The sequence below is a fragment of the Novosphingobium sp. HNCC26DJ243 genome, assembly GCF_057180545.1.
This window is the reverse complement of the sequence record NZ_JBXUGN010000002.1, coordinates 564,819-578,211: the sequence shown is the minus strand read 5'-3', so window position 1 is coordinate 578,211 and position 13,393 is coordinate 564,819. Positions and strand designations below refer to the sequence as shown.

Below are 13,393 nucleotides of genomic sequence, written 5' to 3'. Positions count from 1 at the left end.
GGCTCCTGCCGTTGTTTCGAGTCGGACTTGTGGACGCAGGCGCGCCCATGCAACCCTGCCGATGGCGCGGATCGCAGGGGCTGTCCACGGTAAACTTGCAAAGCTGCAAAGCACGAGTTTGCAGGTTGGGGCGGGACCGCTGCCCGCCCGCATCGGCTGTCAGCCGATGCCCATCAGCTTGGCGTTAAGCGCACGATCCGCGCCGCCGGCCGCAAAATCGTCGAAGGCGTGCTCGGTCACCTTGATGATGTGACGATCGATGAACGGCGCGCCTTCGGCAGCCCCCACTTCGGGATGCTTGAGCGCGCATTCCCATTCGAGCACGGCCCATCCGGCGTAGTCGTTCGCGGCCATCTTGCTGAAGATGCCGGGGAAATCGACCTGACCATCGCCGAGCGAACGAAACCGTCCGGGGCGATCGACCCACGACTGGTAGCCGCCATAGACGCCGGAACGACCATTGGGGCGGAACTCGGCGTCCTTCACGTGGAAGCACTTGATCCGTTCGTGGTAGATGTCGATGAACGCCAGATAATCGAGCTGCTGCAGAACGAAGTGGCTGGGATCGTAGAGAATGTTGGCGCGTGGATGGTTGCCCACGCGCTCCAGGAACATCTCGAAGGTCACGCCGTCGTGCAGATCCTCGCCGGGGTGGATTTCGTAAGCCACGTCGACGCCGTTCTCGTCGAAGACATCGAGGATCGGCTTCCAGCGGCGAGCCAGCTCGTCAAAAGCGTCCTCGACCAGACCTGCCGGACGCGCCGGCCAAGGGTAGAAGTAGGGCCAGGCAAACGCCCCAGAGAACGAGGCATGCGCGGCAAGGCCGAGATTGGCGCTGGCCTTGGCCGCCAGCTTCATCTGGCCGACCGCCCATTCCTGGCGCGCCGAGGGATTGCCGTGCACCTCGGCAGGCGCGAAGCCATCGAATTGGGCATCGAAGGCGGGGTGAACCGCGACGAGCTGGCCCTGCAGGTGGGTGGAAAGCTCGGTGACCTGAAGCCCCTTGTCGGCGAGCATCCCGGTGATCTCGTCGCAATAGGTCTGGCTGCTTGCCGCCTTTGCGAGATCGAACAGGCGCGCGTCCCAGCTCGGGATCTGGATGCCCTTGTAGCCGAGGCCTGCGACCCAGTCGGCAATCGTCTCGAGGCTGTTGAACGGGGCTGCATCGCCTGCAAACTGGGCGAGAAAGATGCCCGGACCCTTGATCGTCTTCATGGCTTTACTCCTCAGCCTTCGAGCTTGACCCAGCCCGCGTTGTCGCGGCTGGCGGCAACGGCGGTGGCAATGAAAGCCATGCCGCGCACGCCATCGGCAATGCCCGGCAGCAGGGGAGCAGCATCGCCCCGCACCAGCGCGGCGAAATCGCGATAAAGATTGGCGAAAGCTTCAAGGTAGCCTTCGGGGTGGCCTGCCGGCGTGCGCGTGCGCGCCATCGCATCGGGCCCGAGATGTGCGCCGCCCGCGTGGACGATCTCGGTGCGGCCATCGAGGCGGTTGATCGTTAGCGTATTGGGCACTTCCTGCTTCCAGATGAGGCCGCCCTTGTCGCCATAGGCGCGGATGCGCAGCCCGTTGAGTTCGCCGACCTCGATCTGGCTGGCGAGCAACACGCCGCGCGCGCCGTTGTCGAAGCGCAGCAGGATCGAGCAATCGTCGTCAAGCATGCGGCCCGGAACGACTGCGCCAAGATCCGCCAGCATTTCGGTCACGCGCAGGCCGGTGACGAATTCGGCTAGCTGGAAGGCGTGAACGCCAATATCGCCAATGCAGCCGCCAAGTCCGGCGCGGGTTGGGTCGACACGCCATTCGGCCTGCTTGCCGCTGGCCTCGCCCGCAAGCCAGCCTTGCGGATATTCGACGACGACCTTGCGGATCGTGCCGATCTCGCCCGAGGCGATCCGCGCACGAGCTTCGCGGACAAGCGGATAGCCCGAATAGGTGTAGGTCACGCCGAACGGCTTGCCCGATGCCGCCACCAGCGCGGCAAGTTCGTCGGCTTCGCCCAGCGTGGCCGTGAGCGGCTTGTCGGTGATGACCGGAAGGCCCGCAGCCAGCGCGGCGCGCGCCGAAGGCAGGTGGTTGTGGTTGGGGGTGACGATCGAGACGAAATCGATGCCGTCCTGACGCGCTGCCTCGGCCGCGAACATCACATCGAGCGAGGGATAGGCGCGCGCCGTGTCGATGCGATAGGCCTCGCCCGCAGCGCGACTGCGGTCGGCATCGCTTGAAAACACGCCTGCGACCAGTTCGATTTCGCGATCGAGCTCTGCCGCAAAACGGTGCACCGGTCCGATGAACGCACCCGGACCGCCGCCAATCATGGCCATTCGCAAACGCCGCATCAATTTCCCCCGACATGGCCATCCATGATGGACGGCAACGGTCTATGTTCTGGTGGACCGGACTACGCGCCCGACCACCTTTGGTGACCTGTCATTATTGCGGGTGGCATCCAAGATCAAACAGTGGCGCCGCCCCCGATGGTTCCCGGCAGATCAGGCAAGCAGGCGCTGCATGATCGCGCGCACCTCGTCGGCCATGTCCGGCCGTTCGAGCGCGAGCGCCAGCGTTGCCTCGACAAAGCCGGTCTTGCTGCCGCAATCGAAGCGGCGACCAGCGAAAGTGACGGCGTGAAACGGCTGGTGGCCGATCATCCGCGCCATCGCATCGGTCAACTGGATCTCGCCGCCAGCGCCCTTGCCCTGGTTTTCGAGCGTGCGCATGACTTCCGGCTGGAGGATGTAGCGGCCCGAAATGATCAGGTTGGACGGCGCGTCCTCGCGCTTCGGCTTTTCGACGAGGCCCGTGACCTCGGTCAGTGAATCCGAAATGCGCGCGCCCGGCGCGATGACGCCGTAGCTCGAAACTTCCTCTTCGGGCACTTCGAGCACCGAGATGAGGTTGCCGCCGACCTGTTCATAGGCATCCACCATCTGCTTCATGCAGCCGCCTTTTCCATTAGGATCGCCGACCATCATCTCGTCTGGCAGGAAGATCGCGAAGGGTTCGTCCCCGACAACGGCGCGGGCACACCAGATCGCGTGGCCTAGGCCCATCGGCACCTGCTGGCGCACGGTGACGAGATTGCCGGGCTGGATGCGCGTCGGTTCGAGCACGTCGAGCAGCTTGCCGCGATCGGCCATGGTGTGTTCGAGTTCGTAGGCGGTGTCGAAGTGCTCGACGATCGCGGTCTTGCCACGGCCCGTCACGAAGATGAGTTGCTCGATCCCGGCCTCGCGCGCTTCATCAACCGCATACTGGATCAGTGGACGGTCGATGACCGGCAGCATCTCCTTGGGGATGGCCTTGGTCGCAGGGAGAAAACGTGTGCCGAGGCCGGCTACGGGGAACACGGCCTTGCGAATGGGCTTGCGCGCAGTGGTTTCAGACATCTTTTCTCTTTTAGCCAAAGCATTGTTGCAATCGCGTGATGCACTGCACAATCCCTAAGGGAAAATGTCAATGCCGTGTGCATGCGAATACGACTGCCGCGAGGCTTGCGCACAAGCGCAAACCGGCTAAACGACCGCGATGGACAAGATCATCATCCGTGGCGGAAAGCGCCTGTCGGGCACGGTGCCGGTCTCCGGCGCGAAGAATTCCGCACTGACCCTGCTGCCTTGCGCACTGCTTACCGATGAGCCGGTGACGCTGCGCAATCTGCCGCGCCTGGCCGACATCGACGGTTTCCAGCACCTGATGAACCAGTTCGGCGTCTCCACCGCGATCGCAGGTGCACGGCCCGAGGATTTCGGCCGGGTGATGACGCTGCAGGCCACGCGGCTGACTTCGACGGTCGCACCCTATGACCTCGTGCGCAAGATGCGCGCCTCGATCCTCGTGCTCGGGCCGATGCTGGCGCGTGCAGGCGAAGCGACCGTGTCGCTGCCGGGCGGCTGCGCGATCGGCAATCGCCCGATCGACCTGCACCTCAAGGCCCTGGAAGCCTTGGGCGCAACGATCGAACTGGCAGCTGGCTATGTCCGCGCAATCGCGCCCGACGGCGGGCTGCCGGGCGGGCGCTATTCCTTCCCGGTCGTGTCGGTCGGGGCGACCGAGAACGCGCTGATGACCGCCGTTCTGTGCAAGGGCAAGTCCACGCTGCACAACGCCGCGCGCGAGCCCGAGATCGTCGACCTGTGCAACATGCTGGTGGCGATGGGCGCGCAGATCGAAGGCATCGGCACGTCCGACCTGACCATCCACGGCGTCGACCGTCTGCACGGCGCGACCTACATGGTCATGCCCGACCGCATCGAAGCCGGGTCCTATGCATGTGCCGCCGCGATCACCGGTGGTGACGTCATGCTGCAGGGCGCCAAGATCGAGGACATGGAAGCCACGGTGCAGGCGCTGCGCGATGCCGGCGTTCACGTGGAACCGCGCAAGGGCGGGATCCATGTTGCCGCCGACGGCCCGCTGAAGCCGGTGACGCTTTCGACCGCGCCCTACCCCGGCTTTGCCACCGACATGCAGGCGCAGTTGATGGCGATGCTGTGTCTGGCGAACGGATCGTCGGTGCTGACCGAGACGATTTTCGAGAATCGTTACATGCACGTGCCCGAGTTGAACCGCATGGGCGCCCGCATCGAAACCAAGGGCCGCACCGCCGTGGTCCACGGCGTCGAGAAGCTGACCGGTGCCGAAGTGATGGCTACCGACCTGCGCGCTTCGATGAGCCTGGTGATCGCTGGCCTTGCTGCCGAGGGCGAAACGCAGGTGCACCGCCTTTATCACCTCGACCGCGGCTATGAACGGCTTGAGGAAAAGCTTTCGCTGCTGGGTGCAGAAATCGACCGCGTCGGCGGGGATTGAACCACAAGCCGACGTAGGCGGTCCCAACGCTAGAACGACGTGCGGTATATCTGATTCACACTTCGTGATTCTGACTTACTGCGAGCCGCTCTAATCCAGCCGGACCTTGCCGCGACCGGCCTTGATCGTGCCACGGATCTTCTTGCCCGCCAGCCGCTGAACCTTGCCCACGCGGTTGAGGCGCGACTTGGCGCGCTTGGCCGGAAGGTTCGTGGCGTCGCGCAGAAGTTCACCGAGGCGCTTCCTGGCATCTTCGCGGTTCTGCTCCTGCGTGCGGTAGCTGCGCGCGGTCAGGACGATCTCGCCCTTGGCGGTGAGCTTGCTGCCGGCCAGCTCCTTGAGGCGGTGGAACACGGGCGGCGGTAGACGCAGCGCGAAAACGTCGAGCCGGAGCTGGACCGCTGTGGCGACCTTGTTGACGTTCTGGCCGCCGGGCCCTGCCGAGGCGATGAAGCTTTCCTCGACCAGCGTGAGCGCATGAGCCACCAGAGCGTCGGCGTCCATTTCAGCCTTCGGCTTCGGCGGCGTCGTCAGCAGCGGGGGATTCGGCAACGGGGAGATCGAAGCCGAACGCCGCAAAATCGAGCGGCAGGGGCGAGTAGGCGTCGATCGGGTCCTTGCCTTCGCGCTTCACCACAAGTTCGGATGCGTGAAGCATGGTGCGCCAGGCCAACTTGCCATCCCCATAGATCGGATCGCCGACCAGGGCATGGCCCAGCCCCGCAAGCGCATGGATACGGATTTGGTGCGTGCGGCCCGTCTCGGGGCGAAATTCGACCAGCGTCAGTCCCGGCTTGCGCGCCTTGACCTGCCAGTGGGTCACGGAAGGCTTGCCCTTCCTTGCCGGAATCATCCGCCAGCCCTTTTCGGCCGAGCTGATTTTGGACAGGGCAAGGTCGATCGTGCCGCTTTCACCGACCACGTCGCCAGCAACAATGCCGAGATAGACCTTCTCCACCTCACGCGCCTCGAATGCGGCGGAGAAGCGCTTGAGCGCCTTGGGATTGCGGGCAAGCAGCAGGCAGCCGGACGTATCCTGATCGAGCCGGTGGACGGGATGCGGCTCGCGCTGGAAGCCGAAACGCAAGGCATCGAGCTGATCCTCGAGCGCAGGGCCGCCGGCGCGCGGGCGATCGAGCGGAAGCCCTGCCGGCTTGTCGATGACAAGCGCCTCGCCGTCTTCGAAAAGGATGGAAAAATCGATCATGCCACGGCCTTTGCTATACGCCGGAGCGCTTCTTCGAGTTTTGCCTCGTCCGCCGCGAAGCTGATGCGGAAGCCGTCCCGCCCGCCGAAAGCCGAGGCGGGAACGACCGCGACTCCGCTTTCGAGCAGGTGGAGGCACAGCGCCTCGTCATCGCCGAAGCGGTCCATCAGCGGTGCGGCGTCGATCATGCAGTAGAACGCACCATCGGGCACCGGAGTGCTGAGGCCGGGTATCGCGTTGAGCGCGGTAACGACCATGTCGCGGCGCGCGCGGAAGCGTTCGCGCCATTCGGCCAGGAAATCCTGCGGACCTGCAAGGGCGGCGACGGCGGCAGCCTGGCTGATCGACGCGGGATTGCCCGATGAGTGCGACTGCAGGCGGCCCATCGCGCCGATCAGCCAGGCCGGGCCGGCCGAAACGCCGATACGGAAGCCGGTCATCGCGTGGCTTTTGGACACGCCCGAAACGGTCAGGACGCGGTCGGCAAGGGCCGGGCATTCTACCGCCAGCGTGGCGTGCGCGCCCTCGCCGTAGCGCAGCGGGGCGTAGATATCGTCGCTCATCACCAGCACGCGCGGGTGCCGGCGCAGGACTTCGCCCAGCGCGCGCAGTTCAGCGGCGGGGTAGGTTGCGCCGGTGGGATTGCCGGGGCTGTTGAGCAGGAGCCAGCGGGTGGCGGGCGTGATCGCCGCTTCCAGTTGCGCTGGCGTGATGCGGAAGCCGCCCCGCGCCGAGGTCGGCAGGTCCACCACCGAGGCGCCGGTGAAGCGCACGATTTCAGGATAGCTTACCCACCACGGTGAAGGGATCAGCACTTCGTCCGCGGGATCGAGCGTGGCCAGCAGCGCGTGGAAGATCGCCTGCTTGCCCCCGGCACTGACGATTACCTGCGACGGCGGAACGTCGATGCCGAGATCGCGCTTGAAATGGAGCGCTGCGGCTTCACGCAGGGCAGCGGTGCCGGCGACGGCGGTGTATTTCGTGTCGCCCGCGTCAAGCGCCTGCTTGGCTGCCTCGATAACGTGCGCGGGCGTGGCGAAATCGGGCTCGCCCACCGAAAGCGAGATGACGTCGCGGCCCTCGGCGCGCAGCTGGATCGCGCGATCGGTGATGGCGGTGGTGCGCGAAGGCGCGATGCGCGCGAGGGCCTGGGACAGCTGGTTCATGATCCTATTGCCCCAGCAGGCGCGCAGGCATCAGCCCGCGCAGGGCGTTGCCGACAAGGAAGCCGCCTTCGAGATCGGCCAGCGTCAGGTCCGCTTCTGCCGCGCGGCCTGCGTCGATCAGACTGCGACGAAGGACGCCCGGCAGGAGGCCGAGGTCGGCGCGCGGGGTGAGCAGATGGCCGTCGCGCTCGACGAAGACATTGGTGAAAGTGCCTTCGGTGACGAGGCCGTCATCGCGCAGGAACAGGGCCTCGCCCGCCCCCGCCTTCTTCGCGGCGGCCAGACCGGCTTCGTAGAAGGCGCGGTCGGTGGTCTTGTGGCGCAGGCGCCAGTCCCCGTCGGATACCGGAAGCGGCAGGACGGCGCAGGTGAGTTGCGCCAGCGGCGCGGGCATGGCCGAGGCTTCGAGCGCATGGGCACCGCCCTTCGAGACGACGAGCCGTACCTTCGATGGTGCATCGAGATCGAAGCACAGCGCGTGGATGGCATTGCGGATGGCATGGCGATCGAAGCTGAAGCCGAGCGTGAGCGCGCTTGCCTTCATGCGTTCGAGATGCAGTTCGAGCAGTTCGATTCCCCTGGCGGGATCGAATGCCATCGTCTCGATCAGGTCGGCATGGCCGGCAGTCAGACGCAAGAAATTCCCCTTCACCACGCATTCGCGCCATTCGCCGATCATGCCTGAATCGGCGACGACCGCAGAGCCGACTCCCATGACCGCGCGACCGCCGGTTGCACCGGGATGATCGCTGGTCAGGCGCACGGTGCGGATTGCCACATTGAACGCCGCATCGCCAGTGGGGTCTATCCGCCCGATCGATCCGCAATAGAGCCCGCGCGCATCGCGTTCGGCCTCGTGGATCATCTCCATCGCGCGGATCTTGGGTGCGCCGGTGATCGATCCGCAGGGGAAGATGGCGCGCAGCAGGCTGCGCACGTCCTCGCCGGGGGACAGCCTTGCACGCACCGTCGTCACCATCTGATGGACGGTGGGATAGCTCTCGATCGCAAACGGTGCCTCGACCTTGACCGAGCCGGCCTGCGACACGCGCGCCAGATCGTTGCGCATGAGGTCGACGATCATCAGGTTTTCGGCGCGATCCTTCACGCTCGCAGCCAGATCGGCCTTGAAGCGGGCGTCTTCCTCGGGCGTGGCGCCGCGCGGCGCGGTGCCCTTCATCGGGCGAACGCGGGCTTCGCCATCGGCAAGCTTGAAGAACAGCTCGGGCGAGAACGAGAGGTGCCAGTGCGCGCCGTCCCAGATCACCCCGCCATAGCCCGCGCGCGCATCGCGGCGCACGTCGGCGTAGATCGCGAGGGGATCGCCATCCCACGTTCCGGTCAGCGGGAACGTAAGATTTGCCTGGTAGATGTCGCCCGCGCGGATTGCTTCCTGCACGCGTTCGAAGGCGCGGGCATATCCGCCCGACGAAAGTGCCGCGCTCATCGGCCCGAGACGGCCCGGTCCCGTTGCCTCGCGGGCGAGCCAGCGCCCGACCTCGGGGCTGGGCATCCGCGTGACCTTGGCAAAGCGCGCGAACCAGACGAGCGGACCGGCAGCCCCGGTGCGCTCCGCAGCGAGCGGGGCAAGGCGAGGTTCGAGCGCGAGGCCCGCCTCATACGCGAGGTAGCCCGCCCAGTCGCCCGGCGTGGCGGCAATCCGCTCCAGCGCCGCGCCGACCTCGTCCGGGCGGCGCGCGATGACGATCTCGAGCGGCTGCTCATAGAGGCGCGCATCGCTTGGCGCGTTGCTGCGCGCGTCGTCGAGAAGGATGAAAGGTGCGCGGGTCATGGGCTTGGGCCGCGCTCTAGCCGTTCCCCGCAACGGATGCAAAAATCCCTCGCAAGAGCCGCAAGCGCGCCCTAATCACCATGGAAACGAAAGGGGTTTCGGGCATGGACGACATCTACCTCGGGCTGGCTGCCAATGGCGAACGCCAGGTGCTGCGCCTGGGCCGCGCCAACCGTCATGGGCTGATCGCAGGCGCGACCGGCACCGGCAAGACGGTGACGTTGCAGGGCATTGCCGAGCAATTCTCTGCCCGCGGCGTGCCTGTATTCATGGCCGACGTGAAAGGCGACCTTTCGGGAATCTCGATGCCGGGAAGCCCCACTTTCAAGCATGCCGCATCGCTTGAGGCGCGCGCCAAGGAACTTGGCATTGCGGACTATGCCTATTCCGACAATCCGGCGGTATTCTGGGATCTGTACGGCGAAAGCGGCCATCCGATCCGCACGACGATCTCGGAGATGGGGCCGCTGCTGCTGGCGCGGCTGATGGGCCTCAACGACACGCAGGAAGGCGTGCTCAACATCGCCTTCCGCTATGCCGATGACAACGCCCTGCTGCTGATCGACCTGCCCGACCTGCAATCGGTGCTGATGGCCTGCGCCGAGAATGCCAGCGCGCTTTCAGGCAAGTACGGCAATGTCTCGAAGGCCAGCGTCGGCACGATCCAGCGCCAGCTCCTTGCCTTTGAAAGCCAGGGCGCGGACCGCTTCTTTGGCGAGCCTGCTTTCGAGATCAACGATTTCCTGAAGGTGGACGACCAGGGTCGCGGCATGGTCAACGTATTGGCCGCCGACAAGCTGATGCAGAGTCCCAAGCTCTACGCCACGTTCCTGCTGTGGCTGCTGTCCGAACTGTTCGAGGCGCTGCCCGAAGTGGGCGATCCGGAAAAGCCGTGCCTGGTGTTCTTCTTCGACGAAGCGCACCTGCTCTTTGAAGATGCGCCCGATGCCTTGATGGACAAGGTCGAACAGGTAGTGCGCCTGATCCGGTCCAAGGGCGTGGGCGTTTATTTCATCACCCAGAACCCGATCGACATCCCCGAAAAGATCGCAGGCCAGCTTGGCAATCGCGTGCAGCACGCCCTGCGCGCCTTCACCCCGCGCGACCAGCGCGCGATCAAGGCGGCAGCCGAAACCTTCCGCATCAACAAGGACCTCGATGTCGAGACGGTGATTACCGAACTGAAGGTGGGCGAGGCGCTGGTCTCGACGCTGAACGAGGATGGCTCGCCTTCTGTCGTCCAGCGCACGCTGATCGCGCCGCCGCGTTCGCGCCTCGGGCCGATCACGCCCAAGGAGCGCGCGATCATCCAGTCGATCAGCCCGTTCGAGGGCAAGTACGATACGGCGGTCAACCGCGAATCGGCCGCCGAGGTGCTGGCGCAGAAGGCCCAGGATGCCGCTGCCGCCGCGCAGCAGGTGGAAGAGGAAGGCGTGGACAAGCAGCGCGCCGCGCCACGCCGGACGACTTCGATGTGGGAACGTGCGGGCAAGGCGGCGGCGGGTGCGGTCGCCTCGTCTGCGGGCGCGGTCATCGCCGCACAGATCACTGGCAAGAAATCGCGCGCCGCGCCGGTTGCCTCGGGCGTGACTGCAGTGGTCGGGTCGATCGCGACCTCGATCGGCGGCGAGGCGTTCGGGCGGTTTGCGCGCGGAATTCTTGGCGGCTTGTTGCGCTAAGGGAGATGCCCCCTCCGGCAAAGGAGGGGGCAGCAGCCATTACTTCTTCTTCGCGGCAAGCCAGTCGGTCAGGCCCTTGACGAACAGGGGCCGCGCCTTGGCCTTTTCAGTGAGGCCACCGATCACGCGATCGACCGGGCGCGACGCCTCGGCCGGAACGCTGGCCTTGAACGTCTGCAGCTTGGCGATCATCGCCGGATCGTTCGACGCGTTGGCGAGGCTGGCGATGAAGGTGACGCGGCTTTGGGCATCGACCAGCGATTCGATACGCGCACGGTTGGCAAGCGCGAAATCGTAGGTTGCATCGGGATGCAGGCCCGCCGACGCGACGATGATCGCGGCGCTGGTGGTCTTGCCCGGAGCATCGGTCAGCGCGAAATCACGCGCCGCTGCGGCAAGCGCCGGATCGTTCGGACGCCCGAGCAGCGTGTAGAGGAACTGGCGTTCCACCGCGCTGTTTGAAGCCGCCGCCATTTTCTGGATCGCGTCCCAATCGGCTCTGGTGGCGTTGCGGGCAACGATGTTGAGCCAGGTCGTCTTGAGCGGGCCGTCCATCGCCTTCGGATTCGAAGCCAGCGCGGCGAAGCGTCGGCGTGCCTCTGCCACCACGTCGGGATCGCCCATCGTGCCGAAGCCGCCGATCAGTGTGGCGCGCAGGTCGGAATCGGGCAGGCTGTCGTTGGCCCTTGGCTCGAAGCCGAGCGACATCAGGCGCGGCTTGTAGGTCGCGGCAATCCGCGCTGCGAGGGTCTTCTGGACCTCAGGCGACTTTTCCAGCGTGCGCCATGCGCCGATGTACCGATCGAAGACGCCGTTCACTACGACCGGATTGGCATTGCCCGGCAGGGCGGCCATCAGGTCGAATGCGGGAGCAAAGGCCTGGTAGCCGCTGGTCGAAAGTGCGAGATTGTCCTGGATCAGACCGATCTGATCGACCGGCTTCAGCGTAGGCAGCGCGGTTTTCAGCGCGGCCAGCATCTTGGGCGTATACAGCGAGCGGTAATAGCCGAGCTGGCCGGCGTTGATCACGACGGGACCGCAGCCCTTCACCGTGACCGTGCCCTTGCCGCCATCGAGGATGGCGCGTGTCGGTTCGCCACCGGCCGAAACCAGCAGCGGGACCTTCCACATCGTGGGCTTGGCGGTGACATCGTCCTTGCGGTCGATGCTGAATTCGCTCTGCTGGAACGAGACCGTGGACATGCCCTTCTTGCAGGTCATGCCCGTGACCCTGACCAGCGGGATGCCGGGCTTGGTGGTGAAATCGGTGGCGAGCGCGGTCAGGCCCGGGGCGCCGGCATTCTCGATCGCCTGCCACAGGTCCTTGGACCGCGTGTTGCCGAACTTGTGATCGCGCATGTAGGCGCGCAGGCCATCGCGCCACACCGTCTCGCCCGCGAAGGCTTCGAGCATGGAGATGACCGCCTCGCCCTTCTGGTAGGTGATCGCGTCGAAGGCCTGGTTGGTCTCGTCGACGGTCTTGATCTCCTGCACGATCGGATGCGTGGTCTTGAAGCCGTCGAGACCCATCGCCGTCTCGCGCCCGTCGACGCGGTTTAGCAGCGGGAACCAGTCGGGGTGGAAGTGGTCGGTCGCCTTGGTTTCCATCCAGCTGGCAAAGCCCTCGTTCAGCCAGAGGTCTTCCCACCACGCCATGGTCACGAGATTGCCGAACCACTGGTGCGCCACTTCGTGGGCCTGCGTGGTGGCGATGTTCTGGCGTGCCAATGCGCTGGTGATCGCAGGATCGTTGAGCAGGATGCGCTCGAAGGTGAGGATCGCGCCCCAGTTCTCCATGGCCGAGAAGAACTGCGACTGACCGGGCGCTGCGACGTTGTCGATCTTGGGCAGCGGATAAGGCTGGCCGAAGTAGTCGGCATAGAACGGGATCAGCGGGGCCAGCTCATCCAGCGCATAGCGCGCCTGTTCGCCGCTGCCCTTGGGCGCAACGATGCCCGCCTGAACGCCGGGCGCGGCTTCCTTGGCCATGCGCTCCCAGTCACCCAGGCCGAAGAACAGGAGATAGGACGACATCTTCGGGCTGGTGCCGAACGTGACACGCTTCATGCCCTTGCCGAGGTCTTCTTCCCTGGCGATGGGCATGTTGCTGATCGCCATCTGGCCCGACGGGACAACCGCCGAGAGATCGAAGGTCGCCTTGTAGATCGGCTCGTCGAACATCGGGGCGAAGCGGCGGGCATCGGGCGCTTCGAACTGCGTGAACAGGCCGCGCACGTCCTTGCCCGTCATCTTGTCAGGATAGTCGAGCGCGAACAGGCCGTTGGCCTGAGTGTTGATGATACCGGTATAGATCGTGTCGAGCCGATACTTGCCCGGGCTGAGCGGCTGGGCCGCAGTAAACTTCGCGGTCTGGCTGGTGGCATCCATCGTGACCGTGACGGGCATGGCCGCGCCACCCACCGGCGTGAGCGTGGCCGACGAAATCTGCAGGTCGAGCGCATGAAGCGTGAGGAACGGGGTAGCCTCTGTGATCTCGAGATCGACCGATGAGGTGCCCGCGAAGGTCAGCTTTGCGGCATCGGGCGTGACCGAGATCGCATAGTGCGAAGGGTGCGCGACGCGAGGCAGATCGGTGTGAACGCCCGCTGCTGCGGAAGGGTTGGCTGCGACTTGCTGGGCGAGAACCGGAGCGGCGAAGCTGGCAACGGACAGCGCAAGCGCCGAAACAAGTGAAATGGAACGCATGCGGATTGGTACTCCCCGGCGCAATGAA

General features: G+C 65.4%; 10 protein-coding genes. 2 read left to right on the top strand and 8 right to left on the bottom strand.

Going from position 1 to position 13,393, the window contains the following annotated elements; all coding sequences use genetic code 11:
• Positions 1 to 159: 159 nt before the first annotated feature.
• The 3 genes from AC2A04_RS10310 to galU all read right to left on the bottom strand — a co-directional run bounded on the left by AC2A04_RS10310 (position 160) and on the right by galU (position 3,392).
• Complete coding sequence (locus tag AC2A04_RS10310; protein WP_484212232.1) at positions 160 to 1,215, bottom strand: sugar phosphate isomerase/epimerase family protein; 1,056 nt, start codon at positions 1,213 to 1,215, stop codon at positions 160 to 162.
• 11 nt (positions 1,216 to 1,226) lie between these two features.
• Positions 1,227 to 2,327, bottom strand: a complete 1,101-nt coding sequence (locus tag AC2A04_RS10305) for a Gfo/Idh/MocA family protein (protein WP_484212231.1) — start codon at positions 2,325 to 2,327, stop codon at positions 1,227 to 1,229.
• Positions 2,328 to 2,495: 168 nt separating this feature from the next.
• Complete coding sequence (gene galU / locus AC2A04_RS10300) at positions 2,496 to 3,392, bottom strand: UTP--glucose-1-phosphate uridylyltransferase GalU (RefSeq protein WP_484212230.1); 897 nt, start codon at positions 3,390 to 3,392, stop codon at positions 2,496 to 2,498.
• A 139-nt stretch (positions 3,393 to 3,531) separates the two neighbouring features.
• On the opposite strand from galU, the gene murA reads away from it, so the two are divergent.
• Positions 3,532 to 4,815 carry a UDP-N-acetylglucosamine 1-carboxyvinyltransferase gene (gene murA / locus AC2A04_RS10295; RefSeq protein WP_484212229.1) on the top strand — a complete coding sequence of 428 codons (1,284 nt, stop codon included), beginning with the start codon at positions 3,532 to 3,534 and terminating at the stop codon, positions 4,813 to 4,815.
• A 90-nt stretch (positions 4,816 to 4,905) separates the two neighbouring features.
• Here murA and arfB read toward each other — a convergent pair whose 3' ends face one another.
• From arfB to pabB, 4 genes are read right to left on the bottom strand one after another with little or no spacing between them, the layout of a single operon-like run.
• Complete coding sequence (gene arfB / locus AC2A04_RS10290; protein ID WP_484212228.1) at positions 4,906 to 5,319, bottom strand: alternative ribosome rescue aminoacyl-tRNA hydrolase ArfB; 414 nt, start codon at positions 5,317 to 5,319, stop codon at positions 4,906 to 4,908.
• 1 nt (position 5,320) lies between these two features.
• Positions 5,321 to 6,022 carry an RluA family pseudouridine synthase gene (locus AC2A04_RS10285; protein ID WP_484212227.1) on the bottom strand — a complete coding sequence of 234 codons (702 nt, stop codon included), beginning with the start codon at positions 6,020 to 6,022 and terminating at the stop codon, positions 5,321 to 5,323.
• Positions 6,019 to 7,188 carry a pyridoxal phosphate-dependent aminotransferase gene (locus AC2A04_RS10280; protein ID WP_484212226.1) on the bottom strand — a complete coding sequence of 390 codons (1,170 nt, stop codon included), beginning with the start codon at positions 7,186 to 7,188 and terminating at the stop codon, positions 6,019 to 6,021. The genes AC2A04_RS10285 and AC2A04_RS10280 overlap by 4 nt, the downstream gene beginning before the upstream one ends.
• A gap of 4 nt (positions 7,189 to 7,192) precedes the next feature.
• Positions 7,193 to 8,980 (bottom strand): aminodeoxychorismate synthase component I, encoded by a 1,788-nt coding sequence (gene pabB, locus AC2A04_RS10275; protein ID WP_484212225.1) that lies wholly within the window; start codon positions 8,978 to 8,980, stop codon positions 7,193 to 7,195.
• A 104-nt stretch (positions 8,981 to 9,084) separates the two neighbouring features.
• Here pabB and AC2A04_RS10270 point away from each other — a divergent pair, with 104 nt between their 5' ends.
• A complete protein-coding gene (locus tag AC2A04_RS10270; protein ID WP_484212224.1) occupies positions 9,085 to 10,659 on the top strand; it encodes a helicase HerA-like domain-containing protein in 1,575 nt (524 codons plus the stop codon).
• Between the two features lie 39 nt (positions 10,660 to 10,698).
• On the opposite strand, the gene AC2A04_RS10265 is transcribed toward AC2A04_RS10270, so the two are convergent.
• A complete protein-coding gene (locus AC2A04_RS10265; RefSeq protein WP_484212223.1) occupies positions 10,699 to 13,365 on the bottom strand; it encodes a M1 family metallopeptidase in 2,667 nt (888 codons plus the stop codon).
• Between the last annotated feature and the right edge of the window lie 28 nt (positions 13,366 to 13,393).

Bases quoted from the DNA above. Each gene is read 5' to 3' on its own strand.
- AC2A04_RS10310 (WP_484212232.1), bottom strand. From the start codon at position 1,215: ATGAAGACGATCAAGGGTCCGGGCATCTTTCTCGCCCAGTTTGCAGGC.
- AC2A04_RS10305 (WP_484212231.1), bottom strand. From the start codon at position 2,327: ATGGCCATGATTGGCGGCGGTCCGGGTGCGTTCATCGGACCGGTGCAC.
- galU (WP_484212230.1), bottom strand. From the start codon at position 3,392: ATGTCTGAAACCACTGCGCGCAAGCCCATTCGCAAGGCCGTGTTCCCC.
- murA (WP_484212229.1), top strand. From the start codon at position 3,532: ATGGACAAGATCATCATCCGTGGCGGAAAGCGCCTGTCGGGCACGGTG.
- arfB (WP_484212228.1), bottom strand. From the start codon at position 5,319: ATGGACGCCGACGCTCTGGTGGCTCATGCGCTCACGCTGGTCGAGGAA.
- AC2A04_RS10285 (WP_484212227.1), bottom strand. From the start codon at position 6,022: ATGATCGATTTTTCCATCCTTTTCGAAGACGGCGAGGCGCTTGTCATC.
- AC2A04_RS10280 (WP_484212226.1), bottom strand. From the start codon at position 7,188: ATGAACCAGCTGTCCCAGGCCCTCGCGCGCATCGCGCCTTCGCGCACC.
- pabB (WP_484212225.1), bottom strand. From the start codon at position 8,980: ATGACCCGCGCACCTTTCATCCTTCTCGACGACGCGCGCAGCAACGCG.
- AC2A04_RS10270 (WP_484212224.1), top strand. From the start codon at position 9,085: ATGGACGACATCTACCTCGGGCTGGCTGCCAATGGCGAACGCCAGGTG.
- AC2A04_RS10265 (WP_484212223.1), bottom strand. From the start codon at position 13,365: ATGCGTTCCATTTCACTTGTTTCGGCGCTTGCGCTGTCCGTTGCCAGC.